This window comes from Pseudomonas sp. TH21, assembly GCF_016651025.1.
Classification (GTDB): domain Bacteria; phylum Pseudomonadota; class Gammaproteobacteria; order Pseudomonadales; family Pseudomonadaceae; genus Aquipseudomonas; species Aquipseudomonas aylmerensis.
In genome coordinates this window covers 6,658,736-6,675,639 of record NZ_JAEKEQ010000001.1, presented here as the reverse complement: position 1 = coordinate 6,675,639, position 16,904 = coordinate 6,658,736, and the positions used below count along the sequence as shown (strand labels likewise).

18 protein-coding genes are annotated in these 16,904 nt (G+C 62.4%); 7 read left to right on the top strand and 11 right to left on the bottom strand.

The genetic code is table 11. The features are described 5' to 3' along the window. Nucleotides 1–89: 89 nt before the first annotated feature. Complete coding sequence (locus tag JFU04_RS29770; protein ID WP_065902747.1) at nucleotides 90–317, bottom strand: DUF1161 domain-containing protein; 228 nt, start codon at nucleotides 315–317, stop codon at nucleotides 90–92. A gap of 114 nt (nucleotides 318–431) precedes the next feature. After that, nucleotides 432–647 carry a dodecin gene (locus JFU04_RS29765; RefSeq protein WP_003187305.1) on the bottom strand — a complete coding sequence of 72 codons (216 nt, stop codon included), beginning with the start codon at nucleotides 645–647 and terminating at the stop codon, nucleotides 432–434. A 154-nt stretch (nucleotides 648–801) separates the two neighbouring features. On the opposite strand from JFU04_RS29765, the gene JFU04_RS29760 reads away from it, so the two are divergent. Beyond that, a complete protein-coding gene (locus tag JFU04_RS29760) occupies nucleotides 802–1,128 on the top strand; it encodes a DUF883 family protein (RefSeq protein WP_003233664.1) in 327 nt (108 codons plus the stop codon). Here the strand turns inward: JFU04_RS29760 and JFU04_RS29755 are convergent. Next, complete coding sequence (locus JFU04_RS29755; RefSeq protein ID WP_201146241.1) at nucleotides 1,125–2,021, bottom strand: LysR family transcriptional regulator; 897 nt, start codon at nucleotides 2,019–2,021, stop codon at nucleotides 1,125–1,127. The two genes, JFU04_RS29760 and JFU04_RS29755, sit on opposite strands and share 4 nt — an antisense overlap. Before the next feature lie 110 nt (nucleotides 2,022–2,131). Here JFU04_RS29755 and trpB point away from each other — a divergent pair, with 110 nt between their 5' ends. From trpB to JFU04_RS29740, 3 genes are all read left to right on the top strand, one after another. Beyond that, a complete protein-coding gene (gene trpB, locus JFU04_RS29750) occupies nucleotides 2,132–3,373 on the top strand; it encodes a tryptophan synthase subunit beta (RefSeq protein WP_106805553.1) in 1,242 nt (413 codons plus the stop codon). After that, a complete protein-coding gene (gene trpA / locus JFU04_RS29745) occupies nucleotides 3,374–4,183 on the top strand; it encodes a tryptophan synthase subunit alpha (RefSeq protein ID WP_201146239.1) in 810 nt (269 codons plus the stop codon). A gap of 139 nt (nucleotides 4,184–4,322) precedes the next feature. After that, on the top strand, nucleotides 4,323–4,763 hold the full coding sequence (locus tag JFU04_RS29740; protein ID WP_065902741.1) for an anti-virulence regulator CigR family protein: 441 nt from the start codon (nucleotides 4,323–4,325) through the stop codon (nucleotides 4,761–4,763). A 265-nt stretch (nucleotides 4,764–5,028) separates the two neighbouring features. On the opposite strand, the gene JFU04_RS29735 is transcribed toward JFU04_RS29740, so the two are convergent. The 6 genes from JFU04_RS29735 to JFU04_RS29710 all read right to left on the bottom strand — a co-directional run bounded on the left by JFU04_RS29735 (nucleotide 5,029) and on the right by JFU04_RS29710 (nucleotide 10,768). Beyond that, on the bottom strand, nucleotides 5,029–6,339 hold the full coding sequence (locus JFU04_RS29735; protein ID WP_065902739.1) for an MFS transporter: 1,311 nt from the start codon (nucleotides 6,337–6,339) through the stop codon (nucleotides 5,029–5,031). Nucleotides 6,340–6,498: 159 nt separating this feature from the next. Continuing rightward, complete coding sequence (dgoD, locus tag JFU04_RS29730) at nucleotides 6,499–7,647, bottom strand: galactonate dehydratase (protein WP_003170741.1); 1,149 nt, start codon at nucleotides 7,645–7,647, stop codon at nucleotides 6,499–6,501. 48 nt (nucleotides 7,648–7,695) lie between these two features. Next, on the bottom strand, nucleotides 7,696–8,316 hold the full coding sequence (locus JFU04_RS29725; protein WP_201146237.1) for a 2-dehydro-3-deoxy-6-phosphogalactonate aldolase: 621 nt from the start codon (nucleotides 8,314–8,316) through the stop codon (nucleotides 7,696–7,698). A 1-nt stretch (nucleotide 8,317) separates the two neighbouring features. Continuing rightward, nucleotides 8,318–9,283: a 2-dehydro-3-deoxygalactonokinase gene (locus JFU04_RS29720; RefSeq protein WP_201146236.1), complete on the bottom strand. Its 966-nt coding sequence runs from the start codon at nucleotides 9,281–9,283 to the stop codon at nucleotides 8,318–8,320. Between the two features lie 176 nt (nucleotides 9,284–9,459). Continuing rightward, nucleotides 9,460–9,786, bottom strand: a complete 327-nt coding sequence (locus JFU04_RS29715) for a DOPA 4,5-dioxygenase family protein (RefSeq protein WP_065902730.1) — start codon at nucleotides 9,784–9,786, stop codon at nucleotides 9,460–9,462. A 31-nt stretch (nucleotides 9,787–9,817) separates the two neighbouring features. After that, a complete protein-coding gene (locus JFU04_RS29710) occupies nucleotides 9,818–10,768 on the bottom strand; it encodes a choline sulfate utilization transcriptional regulator (RefSeq protein WP_201146234.1) in 951 nt (316 codons plus the stop codon). A gap of 103 nt (nucleotides 10,769–10,871) precedes the next feature. On the opposite strand from JFU04_RS29710, the gene betC reads away from it, so the two are divergent. The 3 genes from betC to JFU04_RS29695 all read left to right on the top strand — a co-directional run bounded on the left by betC (nucleotide 10,872) and on the right by JFU04_RS29695 (nucleotide 15,019). Further along, nucleotides 10,872–12,386, top strand: a complete 1,515-nt coding sequence (betC, locus tag JFU04_RS29705; protein ID WP_201146232.1) for a choline-sulfatase — start codon at nucleotides 10,872–10,874, stop codon at nucleotides 12,384–12,386. Nucleotides 12,387–12,402: 16 nt separating this feature from the next. Continuing rightward, entirely contained in the window at nucleotides 12,403–13,317 is a 915-nt protein-coding gene (gene choX / locus JFU04_RS29700) for a choline ABC transporter substrate-binding protein (RefSeq protein WP_065902727.1), read from the top strand. A 133-nt stretch (nucleotides 13,318–13,450) separates the two neighbouring features. Next, nucleotides 13,451–15,019 (top strand): SulP family inorganic anion transporter, encoded by a 1,569-nt coding sequence (locus JFU04_RS29695; protein WP_120447310.1) that lies wholly within the window; start codon nucleotides 13,451–13,453, stop codon nucleotides 15,017–15,019. Nucleotides 15,020–15,145: 126 nt separating this feature from the next. On the opposite strand, the gene aroE is transcribed toward JFU04_RS29695, so the two are convergent. Together aroE and hemF are read right to left on the bottom strand one after the other, a co-directional pair. After that, a complete protein-coding gene (gene aroE / locus JFU04_RS29690; RefSeq protein ID WP_106805561.1) occupies nucleotides 15,146–15,964 on the bottom strand; it encodes a shikimate dehydrogenase in 819 nt (272 codons plus the stop codon). After that, nucleotides 15,964–16,896: an oxygen-dependent coproporphyrinogen oxidase gene (gene hemF / locus JFU04_RS29685; protein ID WP_065902724.1), complete on the bottom strand. Its 933-nt coding sequence runs from the start codon at nucleotides 16,894–16,896 to the stop codon at nucleotides 15,964–15,966. The genes aroE and hemF overlap by 1 nt, the downstream gene beginning before the upstream one ends. Nucleotides 16,897–16,904: the final 8 nt, after the last annotated feature.

The window sequence follows — 16,904 nt, the reverse complement described above, 5'->3', positions numbered from 1 at the left end:
AGCGCCGCCGAAAAAGGCAGTGCTGCGCACTCCAGCGGGAGCAAGCTCCCTCGCCACAAGTGCGTCGGTTTTATATTTGAAGCACGGGATCACCCGCGCTTGTAGGCGATTTCCTTGGTACCGGCTTCGCAGCTGCCGACCACTGTGTGATCGCTCGGCGCTGCGCCCTTGTCCACGACTTCCAGCGAATAACCCGAAGCGCCCTTGGCGTCGATTTTCGCTGCAATTTCGCTTTTCAGCTCTTCACAAGGCTTGCCCGCCGCCAGGGCAGTGCCCGCAATGCTCAACAAACCTACCGCAAACAGGAACTTCTTCATCCGTTACTTTCCTTGCGCTGATCGAAAAGAGCGTGCCGACGCTTTCGCCTCGGCACCCATTGGTTGTAGCGCAGGTTATGGCAATCGGCCAGTCGGCAAGTTCAACCGACGTGATCAACTACTGGCAATTCGGAACCCGACTTTGAGGGTGACCTGGAAGTGCGCGGCCTTGCCATCCTTGATGTGGCCACGGGTTTCGGTCACCTCGAACCATTCCAAGTGCTTGATGCTCTTGTTGGCTTCAGCCAGGGCGTTGTTGATCGCATCTTCAATGCTGGTCGCCGACGAGCCAACCAGTTCGACTTTCTTGTACGTGTGATGATCAGACATAGCGTTTCTCCTGAGGTCTCTAGTGAGCGTAGCAGTCAATGTTCGTACTGCTTCTGGCGACCGTTCCTACGTGAAAGTTCAGATTTACTGCACTTTCTGAAACGGGCGCAGTCGGTATCTACACCTGCCACTCAATCATTTCAGGAGAGTCCACATGGCCAACACTTCTTTACGCAAAGCGTCGCTGGAAAGCATGGAAGCCGAGATTTCGAGCCTGCTCAAGTCGCTTGAGAGCCTCAAGGACGATGCGTCCGATGAGTCGCGCAAAACGCTGAAGGCCCTGAAAAGCAATGCCGAGAATGCCCTCAAGCACTCCCGCCACCTGATCAGCGACGCGTACGAAGAAAGCAAAGTCAAACTCCGCGAAACCGGTGTTGCGACCCGGGACTACGCACAAGAGCACCCATGGACTACCGCCGGCGTCGCCGTTGGCGCACTGGGCCTGCTGGCGGCTTACCTGCTGTGCAAACGCGGCGACTAAACATCCTGGTGCGCCAGCTCAGCCTTGAGCCACTGCGCCAGTTGCCCGGCGCGCCCATCTGCGGCGCGCTTGGGTAGCCACAACGCCAGGTGCGCCGGGGTTTCACTGAAACCCCACGGCGCCACCAGGCGACCCGCGCGCAGATCCTCTGCCACCAGCGGTTCCGGCGCAATCGCCACCCCCAGACCTGCCACCGCCGCCTCCAGCAAATAATACAAATGCTCGAACCCCTGGCCGTGTTTCAACGTGCCGGGCGCGATGCCGTGTTGCTGCGCCCAACTGGGCCAGGCCTGCGGGCGGGAAGTGGTGTGCAATAAGGCTTCTGCGCAAAGCGCTTGCGGCGGCGCCTGGCGCAAGCGCTCGTAACCGGCAAAACGCGGGCTCATCACCGGGCCGATACGCTCGCTGGCCAGTTCATACACCTGCATATCCGCCGGCCATGGCGGCTCGGCAAACACCAGCAAAGCGTCCAGGCCGGGGCGCCTGGGGTCGAGGTCGCCGTCACCCGCCGACAGGTGCAGGCGCAAGTCCGGCAAGTCGGCATTCAAACGACCCAGGCGCGGAATCAACCAGCGCGCCAGCAAACTGCCCGAGCAGCCCAGCACGAAGGGTGCGTCGGCGCTGGCCTGGGTGAGTTCGGCGCAGACATCTCTCAGACGCTCGAACGCTTCAGCGCTGGCATCACGCAGCCGGGCGCCGGCATCTGTGAGTTTAAGGCCGCGTCCATCCTTGGCGAACAGGCTGACACCCAAGTGCTCTTCCAGCACCTTCAACTGGCGGCTGACGGCACCATGGGTCACATGCAATTGCTCGGCCGCCTGGCTGACACTGTTGAGGCGGGCAGTGGCTTCGAACGCACGCAAGGCATTCAGGGGCGGAAGGTCTCGGCTCATCTGTGAGTTTTCCTGACAGGTTACGGCGATCTTATCGGTTTTCAGTGCGGGATGTGAGGGGTAAAGTGGCCGTCATTGCTGGTTACCCAAATTCCTACCTGGAGCGTCCCATGACTCAGTCCCAGACCGATCTGCGCAACGGCCCTGATGCCAACGGCCTGTTTGGCGCGTTCGGCGGCCGCTACGTCGCCGAAACCCTGATGCCGTTGATCCTCGACCTGGCCCGCGAATACGAAGCGGCCAAGATCGATCCGGCGTTCAACGAGGAATTGGCCTACTTCCAGCGCGACTACGTCGGCCGCCCAAGCCCACTGTACTTCGCCGAGCGCCTGACCGAGTTCTGCGGCGGCGCCAAGATCTACCTCAAGCGCGAGGAGCTGAACCACACCGGCGCGCACAAGATCAACAACTGCATCGGCCAGATCCTGCTGGCGCGGCGCATGGGCAAGAAACGCATCATCGCTGAAACCGGCGCGGGCATGCACGGCGTGGCCACTGCCACCGTTGCCGCACGGTTTGGCCTGCAGTGCGTGATCTACATGGGCACCACCGACATCGAACGCCAGCAGGCCAACGTGTTCCGCATGAAGCTGCTGGGCGCTGAAGTGATTCCAGTCGTCGCCGGCACCGGCACCCTGAAGGACGCGATGAACGAAGCCCTGCGCGACTGGGTCACCAACGTCGACAGTACCTTCTACCTGATCGGCACCGTGGCCGGCCCGCACCCGTACCCCGCGATGGTGCGCGACTTCCAGGCCGTTATCGGCAAGGAAACCCGCACCCAGCTGCAAGCCCAGGAAGGCCGCCTGCCGGACAGCCTGGTCGCGTGCATCGGCGGTGGTTCCAACGCCATGGGCCTGTTCCACCCGTTCCTGGATGACACCAGCGTCGAGATCATCGGCGTTGAAGCCGCCGGCCACGGCATCGAGACCGGCAAGCACGCCGCCAGCCTCAACGGCGGCGTACCCGGCGTCCTGCACGGCAACCGCACCTTCCTGCTGCAGGACGACGACGGCCAGATCATCGACGCCCACTCGATTTCCGCTGGCCTGGACTACCCCGGCATCGGCCCGGAACACGCCTGGTTGCATGACATCGGCCGTGTCCAGTACACCTCGGTGACCGACGACGAAGCCCTCGACGCGTTCCACAAATGCTGCCGCCTGGAAGGGATTATTCCTGCACTGGAAAGCGCCCACGCCCTGGCTGAAGTGTTCAAGCGCGCCCCGACCTTGCCCAAGGATCACCTGATGGTGGTGAACCTGTCCGGCCGTGGCGACAAAGACATGCAAACCGTGATGCACCACATGGAACAGGCTTCACAAGAGCCATCTCAGCAGGAGAAACACTAAATGAGCCGCCTGCAAACACGTTTTGCGCAACTGAAAGAACAAAACCGCGCGGCCCTGGTGACCTTCGTTACCGCCGGCGACCCGGGTTATGACACCTCGCTGGCGATCCTCAAGGGCTTGCCGGCAGCCGGCGCCGATGTGATCGAGTTGGGCATGCCCTTCACCGATCCGATGGCGGACGGCCCAGCCATCCAACTGGCCAACATCCGCGCACTGACCGCCAAGCAGAACCTGGCGAAAACCCTGCAGATGGTCCGTGAGTTCCGCAAGGACAACACCGAGACGCCGCTGGTGCTGATGGGTTACTTCAACCCGATCCACAAATATGGTGTGCCGCAGTTCATCGCCGATGCCAAGCAAGCCGGTGTAGACGGCCTGATCGTGGTCGACATGCCGCCCGAGCATAACGGCGAGCTGTGCGACCCGGCCCAGGCTGCTGGTATCGACTTTATCCGCCTGACCACGCCGACCACCGATGATGTGCGCCTGCCTACCGTGCTCAACGGCAGCTCCGGGTTTGTGTACTACGTGTCGGTGGCCGGTGTGACCGGCGCCGGCGCGGCGACCCTGGAGCATGTCGAGGAAGCCGTAACCCGCCTGCGCCGGCATACCGACCTGCCGATCAGCATCGGTTTTGGTATCCGCACGCCGGAACAAGCGGCCGCCATCGCGCGCCTGGCAGACGGTGTCGTGGTGGGGTCGGCCTTGATCGATCACATTGCGAATGCCAAAACTGATCAGCAAGCGATTGATGGCGTGTTGGGCCTCTGCGCGGAACTGTCGGAAGGTGTCCGCAACGCCCGTAAGTAAGCGGCTCGTAAGCGGTAGGTAAAGTTCCTGATACAGAGGAATCATACCGTCGATTCAGTACCTAAACTGACAAGACCAAGGGATTTCGAACCTCGTTCGAGGTCCCTTTTTTGTTCGTGCAGTACTGAGGAAACACCCCATGAAAATGCCTAAACGCTTGATAGCTGGTCTCGGCGTGCTGATGCTCGGCGCAAGTGCCCTGGCGCAAGCCGCGCCTTACGACCAAGGCGGCCCAGACCGTGGCGGCCCGCAAGGCCAGCACGAGCAACATGGCGACGACCACCGCGGCCCACAGGACAACCGTCGCGGCGGCCCGCCCCAGGACTTTGGCCCGGTGCGGCAGATCATCCACGACAACCATGGTCAGTTCGCGCGCGGCGCCCCACCGCCGCCGAATGTGCGCCTGGTACGCGGCCAACCACTGCCCCGTGGCTACTACGGCGAACGCCTGGACAACCGAGCGCTGGCGCGCCTGCCGGTGTATCCAGGCTACGAATGGCGCCGCTCCGGCCCGGACGTGGTGTTGATTGCGGTGGGTACCGGCATCGTCTACGAGATCCTTGACGGCGTCCTCAACTGAAACCGAGGGACAGGGTGAGCTTGCAAGGCAAGCAGGCTGTCTGTCTGTGGCAAGCCTGCTTCCTGTGACAAGAAGACTCCCTGTGACAAGCCCGCATCCTGTGCAAGAAGACTCCCTGTGACAAGCCCGCATCCTGTGGCAAACCCGCATCCTGTGGTGAGCGGGCTTGCCACAGGGTGCGGGCTTGCCACAGGGAGCCTGTCTGCTACAAAGGCTCACCTGGTAGAGAAGCCCCCATCAGCGACAAACGCCCATCCGCCACAGGCTATTCATTCAGTTCAATTCGCTCGACCTTACCCACCAACAGCACGTAGGAAAGCGCACCGAGCAACGCCAGCACCGCGATATAGGTGATCGCCGGCGCAAACGAATCGCCGCTGGCCAAAAAGCCAATCACGATCGGCGTGGCAATCGCCGACAGGTTGCCGATGAAATTGAACACCCCTCCCGTCAGCCCGAGCAGACGCGCAGGCGCCAGGGTCGAGACCAGCGACCAGGTGATCGACGCCAGGCCATTGCCGAAAAACGCCAGCGCCAGGAACGCAATCACCCATGCCGTCGAGTCCACGTAGTTGGCGCCGATGATCGCCGTGGAAATCAGCAATCCACCGATGATCGGCAATTTGCGTGCGAAACCCACCGACGCCCCACGACGAATCAGCCAGTCGGAAAATATCCCCGAGCAGAGCACCCCAACAAACGCCGCCAGAAACGGCAGCGACGCCAGCAGGCCGGACTTTATGAAGTCCATGCCGCGATATTTCACCAAGTACGTCGGGAACCACGTCAGGAAGAACCACAGCGTCGAGTTCAGGCAGAACTGCCCGAGGTAGATGCCCCAGAGCTTGCGCTTGCTCAGCACGATACCCAGGTCGACCCAACTGAACGGCGCCTTTGTGGCTTGCGCCTGCATGTCGACCAGCCCGCCACCTTCGCGGATCAGGTCGATTTCAGCGGCGTTGGCGCCTTTGAAATCCTTCGGCTCGCGATACACCGCGTACCAGATCACGGCCCACAGGATGCCGACGCCACCGGTGGCGACAAACACCATGTGCCAGCCGAACGCGTGCTGCAGCCACGCCAGGACCGGCGTGAGAAAGGCCAGCCCGACAAACTGCCCGGAGGTATAGACGCCAATCGCAGTGGCGCGCTCGCGTTCGGGAAACCAGGTGGTGACCACACGGCTGTTGATCGGGTAGGCCGGCGCCTCCAGGGCGCCGACGGCCATGCGCAGCACAAACAGCGCGATGAAACTGGCGGCAAACCCGAGCATTACGGTGGCGATCGACCACAGCAGCAGGGCAGCGGTGTAGAGAATGCGGGGCGGAACCCGGTCGACCAACCAGCCGCCAGGGATCTGCATGGCGGCATAGGTCCAGCCGAATGCGGAAAAGATCAGCCCGACGTGCACCGGGTCGATCCCCAGTTCACTGGTCAGTGCCGGGGCGGCAATCGACAGGTTGCTGCGGTCGAGGTAGTTGATCACCACGGTGATAAACAGCAGCACCATGATGAAGAAGCGCTTTCGGGTAGGCGTGACTAAAGATGCCTGCCCGGTGAAGGATTCAGGGTGCATGGGGGTTGCCTCTTGTTATGTTTATTGAGGACGGGTCGACGCGGTCAATGTGGGAGCTGGCTTGCCGGCGATGGCGGTGCAACCGCTGACTCAGCTGGCACAGGCAGACCGCTATCGCAGGCCAGCTCCCACATTCGAACAGGTCCCTTCAGGTCAATATCACCACTCGGCAAAACTGCCGTCGGCATGCCGCCAGATCGGGTTGCGCCAGCGATGGCCGATGGCCGCGCGTTCGATCACGTATTCCTCGTTGATCTCGATGCCCAGGCCAGGCCCGTTGGGGATCTTCACGAAGCCCTGGTCATAGTCGAACACGCCCGGGTCGCGCACGTAGTCGAGCAGGTCGTTGCTCTCGTTGTAGTGAATGCCCAGGCTTTGCTCCTGGATAAACGCGTTGTAGCAAACCGCATCCAGTTGCAGGCAGGCCGCCAAGGCAATCGGGCCCAACGGGCAGTGCAGGGCCAGGGCCACGTCGTAGGCTTCGGCCATGTTGGCGATCTTGCGGGTTTCGGTGATGCCGCCGGCATGGGAAGCATCCGGCTGAATGATGTCGACGTAGCCTTCGCTGAGCACGCGCTTGAAGTCCCAACGCGAAAACAGGCGCTCGCCCAAGGCAATGGGCGTGCTGGTCAACGGTGCCAGCTCCTTGAGGGCTTCATAGTTTTCACTGAGCACCGGCTCTTCGATAAACATCAGTTTGTACGGGTCCAGCTCTTTCATCAGCACTTTGGCCATGGGCTTGTGCACCCGGCCATGGAAGTCGACGCCGATGCCGACGTTAGGGCCGACTGCATCGCGCACGGCCGCGACGTTGGCCAGGGCCAGGTCGACTTTCTCGAAGCTGTCGACGAACTGCAATTCTTCGGTGCCATTCATTTTCACCGCAGTAAAACCACGGGCCACGGCCTCTTTGGCAGCGCGCGCGGTGTCGGCGGGGCGGTCGCCGCCGATCCACGAATACACGCGGATCTTGTCACGCACCTGGCCACCAAGCAGGTCGCTGACCGACACACCGAGGGCCTTGCCCTTGATGTCCCACAGTGCCTGGTCGATGCCGGCGAGGGCGCTCATATGCACGGCGCCGCCTCGGTAGAAGCCACCGCGATAGAGCACGGTCCAGATGTCTTCGATATTGCGTGGGTCTTTGCCGATCAGGTAGTCGGACAGTTCCTCGACCGCAGCAGCCACGGTGTGGGCGCGGCCTTCGACCACGGGTTCACCCCAGCCGGTGACGCCCTGGTCGGTCTCGACCTTGAGGAAGCACCAGCGCGGCGGGACGATGAAGGTCGTCAGTTTGGTGATTTTCATCTGTTATCTCTCTTATAGATGCGGCGCCTGCAGGCGCGGAACTTGATATCAGCTCAGGGCTTTCCAGGCGGCGACATAAGCCTGGGCGCGGCTCGCTACCTGATCCACTGTCATACCCGGTTTGAACAATCCCGACCCCAACCCGAAGCCCTTGGCGCCGGCGTCGATGAACACCTGCATGTTGTCCGGGGTGATACCGCCCACTGGCAGCAGCAACGTGCCTGCCGGCAATACCGCCAGCCACGCCTTGATCACCGAAGGGCACATTTGCTCGGCCGGGAACAGCTTCAACACGTCGGCACCTTCGGCCAAGGCGGCGAAGGCCTCGGTAGGCGTGGCCACGCCGGGCGACAGGTACAGGCCGGCGGCTTTCGCCGCGCGCAACACCTTGGCATCGCTGTGGGGCATGACGATCACCTGGCCTCCGGCGGCCTGCACCTGCTCGACCTGCTCGGGCGTCAACACCGTGCCGGCACCGATCAGGCAATCGGCGGGCAGGCTGTCGCGCAAGGTGCGGATGCTGGTGTACGGGTCGGGCGAGTTCAGCGGGACTTCGATCACCCGAAAGCCCGCCTGGTACAGCACTTGGCCGATGGCTTGGGCTTCGTCCGGGCGTACCCCGCGCAGAATCGCGATCAAACCGTTTTGTGCGAGTGCTTGCTTGAGCATGTCAGGCCTCCGTTGCAGGTTGAGTGAGCCCGGCCGCCACGGCCAATTGCCACAGGCCACGCTCGGTCGCTTCCTGCGCCAGGCTGACGTGGGCGAAACCGCACAAGGCGAGGGCGCGTTGGTAGCGGGCGCAGAGGGCGCCAGCACCGACCAGGATGATCGGCGTTTGTCTGGCGTGGCCAGGCAAGCCGGCGAGTTCATGGCCGATCAGCAGGCCAGACAAGTAATCGGGTTGTTGCTCCGGGGCGAGTTCGGCAGTGAGGCCCAGCGCGCGTGCGCTGAACAGCGTCGACAGCACGCCACGCTGGCCGTCCCTGGAGAGCGCCACCTGCACGCCGCGATCAAACGCGTCGGCCTGAAACTGCTCGGCGACCTTTTGCGTACGCCCGAGAATGCTGTGCTTGCTCAGTACCGCGAACAGCTCGCCGGTCATGAAGGTGTCGAAGTGAGTGATGCAACCGTCGACCACCTCGACCCATTTGGAATGACTGCCGGGCAGGCCGATCAAGACTTCAGCGGTGCTCGGTAGGCTTTGCAGCACGCCCAGCACCTGGGTTTCTTCGCCGCGCATCACGTTGGGCAAGCCGACCTGCTCGATCACTCCCGGCACGATGTGCACCGCCACGCCGCGCAGACTGCGCACGGTGTGCAAGGCCTTGCCGAGGCTCGCGACGTCCACGGGGGTATTGCGATAAGCCGCTTCGCTCCAGCCCTGGGCGCTGCCGACCATGCCGCAGGCGATCACCGGCAAGCCTGGCTCGGCGTCGAGCCAGTCGCCGCACGCCGCATCGAACGCCAACTCGAAGCCATCGCTGCAGCGCACGCCGGCAATATCCCGGGGCTCGCTGGGCAAGTGCATGATGCCGGACGCCAGCGCGCGCTGTTCCAGCACCACACCCGCCGGGCCGAGTTTGTAAGCACGAAGGGAGCTGGTCCCCCAATCGAGCGCGATCAATTGCGCCTGCATCGCTTCACCTGAGTTCTGAGCGGATGCAGCGAATATAAACCCAGGCGTACGCAAGTCTCAATATATAAATACACATCCCATATATAGGGAGATCGCGTGCAAAGGAACCGGCCTGGCGGCAATAGCGCTCTTGAGGCGCTATCGCCGACAGGCCGGCTCCTGCATCAGGGCGCAGGTCAGAAAATAGACAGGTCCAATTCGCGCATCGCCCCCATCCAGATCGCGTAGTCGGTGTGATCTTTCAGGTCATCGCCGGTATCGGGGTGCAGGAACACCACCAGGCCATTGCGGTTGAGCGCCAGCCACGGCAACACCACGCCGATGTATTCGGCGTCGAACGCCAGTTGGCAACTCCAGTCCGGGTGCGGGCCGACGGGCCGTTCATGCACGCGGCCCATGCGCAGCGGAAACAGCCTGGCACCGTCCTCGCACAAGGCCCGCGCCTGGTCGATGGTGCTGGCGTCAAAGTAGATGTGGGCGTGGTAGCCCTTGATACGTTGCATGTCGGACTCCGGATCCACTGTGCGCCAAATCCTAGACCGCAATCGATGGCAGGGCCAGCCCGGTCAGCGACTGCGCGCTGCTGGCCTGCTCCGCCACCAGCCAGTCGACAAAACGCTCGACCAGTTGCCCACGCCGCTTGCGCTGGGGTTGCACCACGTAATAGCCGAAGCGCGAGATCACGGTGTCGCCGATTGGCCGGCACAGCCAGTTCTGTTCCAGCAGGTTATCCACCAGGTGGCGCCAGCCGATGGCCACGCCCTGGCCGGCAATCGCCGCCTGGATCAGCAGGGTGTAGTTGTCGAAGCGCAGTTGCCCCGGGGTGGGCGCGGTGCTGATGCCCAGCTCGCGAAACACACCACTCCAGTCGAACCATTGGCTGTTGTTTTCCTGGCGCAGGTGCAGCAAGGGGAAATCCTGCAAATTCTGAACGGTCAGCGGCACGGCCTGGTCCTTGAGCCACTGCGGGCTGCAGACCGGGAATACTTCCTCGTTGAACAGCCACAGGCTGTCGCCCTGTTTGAACCGACCATCACCGAAGAGCACTGCGACGTCGATATCGCTGCGCAGGGTCGCGTGGTTGCGCTCGCTGGTCACCAGGCTCACGTCGACCTGAGGGTTGGCCTGGTGGAAGCGATGCAAGCGCGGCATCAGCCAATAGGCGGCGAAGGCGAAGTCGGTGGCCACTTGCAGCACTTCATGCTGGTCCTGCTGGGTAATCGCGCTGAGGCCGTGATTAATGCTTTGCAGGCCGCCTTGCACATGCTCGAACAGCAGGGCACCGGCGTCGGTCAGCTCGATGCCACGGTAGATGCGATCGAACAGGCGGATCGCCAGCTGTTCTTCCAGGCGCTTGATCTGCTGGCTGATCGCGGGCTGGGTGGTGCCCAGCTCCATCGCTGCCGAGGTAAAGCTGCGGTGGCGCGCGGCGGCTTCGAAGGCGCGCAACAGGTCGAGGGACAGGTCACCGAGGGCTTCATACATAAGCTGTGCTTATCCTAGACATTGCTTTTCATGGGCTTTACCCCATTTTCCATGGGCTGCATGCTGATTCGCATAAACACCGCCTATGGAATGCCGAAGACCCATGAAGCGCAAGAACATTCTTTTCATCATGGCCGATCAAATGGCCGCGCCGCTGCTTCCGTTCTACGGACCTTCCCCGATCAAGTTGCCCAACCTGAGCCGCCTCGCCGCGCAGGGTGTGGTGTTCGACGCCGCTTATTGCAATAGCCCGCTGTGTGCGCCGTCGCGATTTACCCTGGTCAGCGGCCAGTTGCCGAGCAAGATCGGCGCCTACGACAACGCAGCAGATTTTCCCGCCGATGTCCCGACCTATGCCCACTACCTGCGTCGTCTCGGTTACCGCACGGCGCTGTCGGGCAAGATGCATTTCTGTGGCCCCGATCAGTTGCATGGCTATGAAGAACGCCTGACCAGCGATATCTACCCGGCCGACTACGGTTGGGCAGTCAATTGGGATGAGCCGGACGTACGCCCCAGCTGGTACCACAACATGTCCTCGGTGCTGCAAGCCGGCCCTTGTGTGCGCACCAATCAGCTGGATTTCGACGAAGAGGTGGTGTTCAAGGCCCAGCAATACCTGTTCGACCATATCCGCGAAGACGGCGACCAGCCGTTCTGCCTGACCGTGTCGATGACCCACCCGCACGACCCGTACACCATTCCCAAGCCGTTCTGGGAACTGTACGACGATGCCGACATTCCTTTGCCTGCAACACCCGCGCAAGGCGACCTCGACCCGCATTCGCAACGCCTGCTCAAGGTCTACGACCTGTGGGACAAGCCGCTGCCGCTGGCCAAGATCCGCGATGCCCGCCGCGCCTACTTCGGCGCGTGCAGCTATATCGACAGCAATGTCGGCAAGCTCCTGCAAACCCTGGAAGACACCGGCCTGGCCGATGACACGATCATCATCTTCTCCGGCGACCATGGCGACATGCTTGGCGAGCGCGGCCTCTGGTACAAAATGCACTGGTTTGAAATGGCTGCGCGCGTGCCGCTGCTGGTCAATGCGCCGGGGCAGTTTGCTGCGGGCCGCGTGACCCACGCCGTTTCCACTGCCGACCTGTTGCCGACCCTGGTGGAGCTGGCCGGCGGCGAGCTGGACCCACGCCTGCCGCTGGATGGCCGCTCGCTGCTCCCGCACTTGCTGGGGCAGGGCGGGCACGACGAAGTGTTCGGCGAATACATGGCCGAAGGCACCATCAGCCCGCTGATGATGATCCGCCGTGGCGCCTACAAGTTCATCTACAGTGAGGACGATCCTTGCCTGTTGTTTGATGTACATAACGACCCGCACGAGCGGGAGGACCTCAGCCACGCACCGGAACACCGGCCACGGTTCGAGGCGTTTTTGCGTGAAGCGCGGGCCAAATGGGACATCCCGGCGATCCACCAGCAGGTGCTCGCCAGCCAACGCCGTCGTCGCCTGGTGTTTGAGGCGCTGACCCAAGGCAAGCTGAAGAGCTGGGACCACCAGCCACTGGTCGACGCCAGTCAGCAATACATGCGCAACCATATCGACCTCGACGACCTGGAGCGCAAGGCACGTTATCCACAACCCTGCCAAAACCAATAAATACAGAGGGAAGGCCATGCAAAAATTGACTGTGGTGCTGGGCATGCTGGCGTTAAGCTGCGCCAACGTGTACGCCGACACCGGTTGTGAGACGGTGAAGATGGCCGATCCAGGCTGGAGCGACATTGCCGCGACCAATGCCATCACCGGTTTCCTGTTGAGCGGCATGGGCTACAAGGCCAAGGTCGATACCCTGGCGGTGCCGATCACCTTTGGCGGGCTCAAGGATGGCCAGGTGGATGTGTTCCTGGGCAACTGGATGCCGGCGCAACAGGGCTTCTACGACAAGTTCGTGGCCAATGGCGATGTGGTGCAACTGGCGAAAAACCTCGACGGCACCGAGTTCACCCTCGCCGTACCGGACTATGTGTGGGACGCCGGGGTACATGACTTCGCCGACCTGAACAAATTTGCCGACAAGTTCGACAAGAAGATCTACGGCATCGGCTCCGGCGCGCCGGCGAATATCTCGCTGCAGGAGATCATCAAGAAGAATGACTTCGACCTTGGCCAGTGGAAACTGGTGGAATCCAGCGAACAGGCGATGCTTGCCGAGGTGTCGCGGGCAGTGAAGAAACAGAAGTTCGTGACCTTCCTCGGCTGGACGCCGCACCCGATGAACGTGCAGCTGAAAATGCATTACCTCAAGGGTGGCGAAAAGTACTTCGGTGACACCGGCAGCGTGTACACCTTGACCCGCAAGGGTTATGCACAAGCCTGCCCGAATGTCGGAAAACTGCTGACCAACCTGAGTTTCACCCAGGACATGGAGAACGCGATCATGGCGCAGGTGGCCAACAACAAAGTCAGCAATGCCGATGCGGCGAAGGCGTGGATCAAGGCTAACCCGGCGGTGTTGGACAAGTGGCTGGACGGCGTGAAAACCGTGGATGGCCAGGATGCACTGGCCGCCGTAAAAGCCAAACTCTGAAGGCAACACCACCCCCTGTAGGAGCCGGCTTGCCGGCGAAGCACTCGAAAACGCCGCGTTTTTTCAGACAACCCGCGTTATCGTTACTTACCTTCGCTGGCCCGCCAGCTCCTACAGTATTTCGAGCAGCCCGATGCCCCGGCCCACCCGCCAATCACTCTTCCCCTTCCTCGCCTGGCTCCCGCGCCAGACCCGCGCCAGTGTCGGCCGCGACGCGATGGTCGGCCTCAGCGGTGCCGTGCTCGCCTTGCCGCAGTCGATTGCCTACGCGCTGATTGCCGGGCTCCCACCCGAATACGGCCTGTACGCCGCCATCATCCCGGTGCTGATCGCCTGCCTCTGGGGCTCGTCCTGGCACCTGATCTGCGGCCCCACGGCGGCGATTTCCATCGTGCTCTACGCCAGCGTCAGCCCGTTGGCCGTGCCCGGATCACAGGACTACATCACCTTGATCCTGCTGCTGACCTTCCTCGCCGGCGTGTTCCAGTGGCTGCTGGGCATGTTGCGCTTCGGCGCGCTGGTGAATTTCGTCTCGCATTCGGTGGTGCTGGGTTTCACCCTCGGCGCCGCCGTGGTGATCGCCCTGGGGCAATTGCCTAATCTGCTCGGGCTGGATTTGCCCAGCCAGGCCACAGCGATCAACAGCCTGCTGGCGCTGATCGACCATGGCGGCGAGTGGGACCACGCTTCCTTGGGCCTCGGTTTAGGCACGTTGCTGGTGGGGGCGTTGCTCAAAGTGCTGGTGCCGCGCTGGCCGACACTGCTGATCGCGCTGGCCCTTGGCAGCCTGGCCGCCTGGGTATGGCCGGCGATGTTCGGGCATGTGGCGCTGGTCAGTTCGTTTACCGGCAAGCTGCCACCGTTCAGCCCGTTGCCGATGGACCTGGACATGATCCTGCGCCTGCTGCCCAGCGCCGTTGCGGTGGGCATGCTGGGGCTGGTGACCAGCCTGTCGATTGCCCGCTCGCTGTCGGCGCGCTCGCAACAATTGCTCGATGCGAACCAGGAAGTTCGCGCGCAGGGTTTATCCAATATTGTTGGCGGATTTTTCTCCGGCTATCTGTCAGCCGGTTCCTTCACCCGCTCCGGCCTCAGCTACGAGGCCGGTGCCTGCTCACCCTTGGCCGGGGTGTTTTCTGCCCTCTGGGTGGCGCTCTTCGCACTGTTTGGTGCGGCGCTGATCGCGCATATTCCGATCCCGAGCATGGCCGCCAGCATCTTGCTGATTTGCTGGGGCCTGGTTGACCAACGCGGCATTCGCGCATTGTTCCGGGTCAGCCGCGCCGAGTTTGTGGTGATGAGCCTGACGTGCGTCGCCACGTTGTTGCTGGAGCTGCAAACTGCGATCTACGCGGGGGTGCTGGCTTCGCTGTTTTTCTACCTCAAGCGCACGTCACAACCGAGGGTCCAGCAGTGGCGCGACGGAGATGAAGATGTGTTGCGCGTGGGCGGCTCGATCTTTTTCGGCGCCAGCCATTACCTGCAAGTGCGCCTGCAAAGCCTTTCGGGCGAGCGGGTGGTGATCGAGGCGCAGCAGATCAACTTTATCGACTATTCCGGCGTCGAGATGCTGCACCAGGAAGCGCGGCGGTTGCGGGGGTTGGGGCGTAGCCTGACGTTGCGCCGGGCCAGGCCACAAGTAGTGGAAGAGTTGAAAAAGCTGGAAGGGGCGGATAAATGCCCCATCCATTTCGAAGACTGAACGCGGTTAAACCTGTGGGAGCTGGCTTGCCTGCGATTGCGGTGTATCAGTGCCAGGTGTGTGGCTGACCCACCGCTATCGCAGGCAAGCCAGCTCCCACATTGGCCATGCCCACATCAGATAGCGTCAGGCCAGCTGTCGCCGCAGTTCAGCTAAAACCGGGGCCGACTCCGGGCGCACGCCGCGCCACAGGAAGAACGCTTCCGCGGCCTGTTCCACCAGCATGCCCAGGCCATCCATCGCCACGGCCGCACCTTGCTCGGTAGCCCAGCGACAGAACGCGGTCGGTTCCTTGGCGTACATCATGTCGTAGCAGAACGTCTTGCCCGGTTCGATCAGGCTGCCGGCAATCGGCGGTACATCGCCTGACAGGCTGGCGGACGTGGCGTTGATGATCACGTCCACCGGCTCACGCAGCCAATCGAAACCACTGGCGGACACCGGGCCCAGATCGTCGAACAGCTCGGCGAGCAATTCGGCTTTTTCCACCGTGCGGTTGGCGATGATCAATGAGGCGGGCCGCTCGGCCAGCAACGGCTCCAGCGCGCCGCGCACCGCACCACCGGCACCCAGCAACAGAATGCGTTTGCCCTGCAGGCTTAACCCGGCGTTGACCGTCAGGTCGCGCACCAGGCCGGCGCCGTCGGTGTTATCGCCGAGCACGGTGCCGTCGGCCAGTTTGCTCAGGGTGTTCACAGCACCGGCGCGTTGGGCACGTTCGGTCAAGGTATTGGCCAGGCGGTAGGCGTCTTCCTTGAACGGCACGGTGACGTTGGCACCACGGCCCTGCTGAAAAAACTCACGGGCGCAGCCGGTGAAATCCTCCAGCGGCGCCAGCAGGGTGCTGTAGTCCAGGTGCTCGCCGGTCTGCTCGGCGAACATCCGGTGAATCAGCGGCGACTTGCTGTGGCCGATAGGGTTGCCGAATACCACGTAACGATCCATCAGACGGCCGCCTTGGGCGCAGCCACGCCAAGCCAGTCGCGGTCTTGCAGGAAGTAGTCAGTGAGGCGTGCTTCTTCGCTGCCGGCTGCGGCTTTCCAGTCGTAGCTCCAGCGCACTTGCGGCGGCAGCGACATCAGGATCGACTCGGTACGCCCGCCCGACTGCAGTCCGAACAGGGTGCCGCGGTCGTAGACCAGGTTGAACTCAACGTAGCGGCCGCGGCGAAACTCCTGGAATTCGCGCTGCTGCTCGGTGTAAGCCATGGCTTTGCGGCGCTGCACAATGGGCAGGTAAGCGTCGATGTAGGCGTCGCCGATCGCGCGGATGAAGGCGAAGCAGGTGTCGAAGTCCCACTCGTTCAGGTCATCGAAGAACAGCCCGCCGATACCCCGGGGCTCGTTGCGATGCTTGATGTGGAAGTAGCTGTCGCACCAGGCCTTATAGCGCGAGTAGACCTCTGCACCGAACGGCGCACAGGCCTGCTCGGCCACACGGTGCCAGTGGATGCAGTCTTCTTCGTTGCCGTAGTAGGGCGTGAGGTCGAAGCCGCCACCGAACCACCACACCGGCTCTTCGCCGTCTTTTTCAGCGATGAAAAAACGCACGTTGGCGTGGGAAGTCGGCACATGCGGGTTGTGCGGGTGGATCACCAGCGACACGCCCAGGGCTTCAAACCCGCGACCGGCCAGCTCGGGGCGATGCGCGCTGGCGGACGGTGGGAGGCCGCTACCGAACACGTGGGAAAAGTTAACGCCGCCTTTTTCGATCACCGACCCGTTTTCGATCACACGGGTGCGACCCCCGCCGCCGGCAGGCCGGGTCCAGGCGTCTTCGATGAAGCGAGTGTCCGTCTCGAAGGTTTCCAGGGCGCTGCAAATGCGGTCTTGCAGGTCAAGCAGGTAGGCCTTTACAGCCTCGGTGCGGGTAGTCATGGCATCAC

Excerpts from the sequence above, each read along its gene's own strand:
- JFU04_RS29770 (WP_065902747.1), bottom strand. The coding sequence starts at position 317 with ATGAAGAAGTTCCTGTTTGCGGTAGGTTTGTTGAGCATTGCGGGCACT.
- JFU04_RS29765 (WP_003187305.1), bottom strand. The coding sequence starts at position 647 with ATGTCTGATCATCACACGTACAAGAAAGTCGAACTGGTTGGCTCGTCG.
- JFU04_RS29760 (WP_003233664.1), top strand. The coding sequence starts at position 802 with ATGGCCAACACTTCTTTACGCAAAGCGTCGCTGGAAAGCATGGAAGCC.
- JFU04_RS29755 (WP_201146241.1), bottom strand. The coding sequence starts at position 2,021 with ATGAGCCGAGACCTTCCGCCCCTGAATGCCTTGCGTGCGTTCGAAGCC.
- trpB (WP_106805553.1), top strand. The coding sequence starts at position 2,132 with ATGACTCAGTCCCAGACCGATCTGCGCAACGGCCCTGATGCCAACGGC.
- trpA (WP_201146239.1), top strand. The coding sequence starts at position 3,374 with ATGAGCCGCCTGCAAACACGTTTTGCGCAACTGAAAGAACAAAACCGC.
- JFU04_RS29740 (WP_065902741.1), top strand. The coding sequence starts at position 4,323 with ATGAAAATGCCTAAACGCTTGATAGCTGGTCTCGGCGTGCTGATGCTC.
- JFU04_RS29735 (WP_065902739.1), bottom strand. The coding sequence starts at position 6,339 with ATGCACCCTGAATCCTTCACCGGGCAGGCATCTTTAGTCACGCCTACC.
- dgoD (WP_003170741.1), bottom strand. The coding sequence starts at position 7,647 with ATGAAAATCACCAAACTGACGACCTTCATCGTCCCGCCGCGCTGGTGC.
- JFU04_RS29725 (WP_201146237.1), bottom strand. The coding sequence starts at position 8,316 with ATGCTCAAGCAAGCACTCGCACAAAACGGTTTGATCGCGATTCTGCGC.
- JFU04_RS29720 (WP_201146236.1), bottom strand. The coding sequence starts at position 9,283 with ATGCAGGCGCAATTGATCGCGCTCGATTGGGGGACCAGCTCCCTTCGT.
- JFU04_RS29715 (WP_065902730.1), bottom strand. The coding sequence starts at position 9,786 with ATGCAACGTATCAAGGGCTACCACGCCCACATCTACTTTGACGCCAGC.
- JFU04_RS29710 (WP_201146234.1), bottom strand. The coding sequence starts at position 10,768 with ATGTATGAAGCCCTCGGTGACCTGTCCCTCGACCTGTTGCGCGCCTTC.
- betC (WP_201146232.1), top strand. The coding sequence starts at position 10,872 with ATGAAGCGCAAGAACATTCTTTTCATCATGGCCGATCAAATGGCCGCG.
- choX (WP_065902727.1), top strand. The coding sequence starts at position 12,403 with ATGCAAAAATTGACTGTGGTGCTGGGCATGCTGGCGTTAAGCTGCGCC.
- JFU04_RS29695 (WP_120447310.1), top strand. The coding sequence starts at position 13,451 with ATGCCCCGGCCCACCCGCCAATCACTCTTCCCCTTCCTCGCCTGGCTC.
- aroE (WP_106805561.1), bottom strand. The coding sequence starts at position 15,964 with ATGGATCGTTACGTGGTATTCGGCAACCCTATCGGCCACAGCAAGTCG.
- hemF (WP_065902724.1), bottom strand. The coding sequence starts at position 16,896 with ATGACTACCCGCACCGAGGCTGTAAAGGCCTACCTGCTTGACCTGCAA.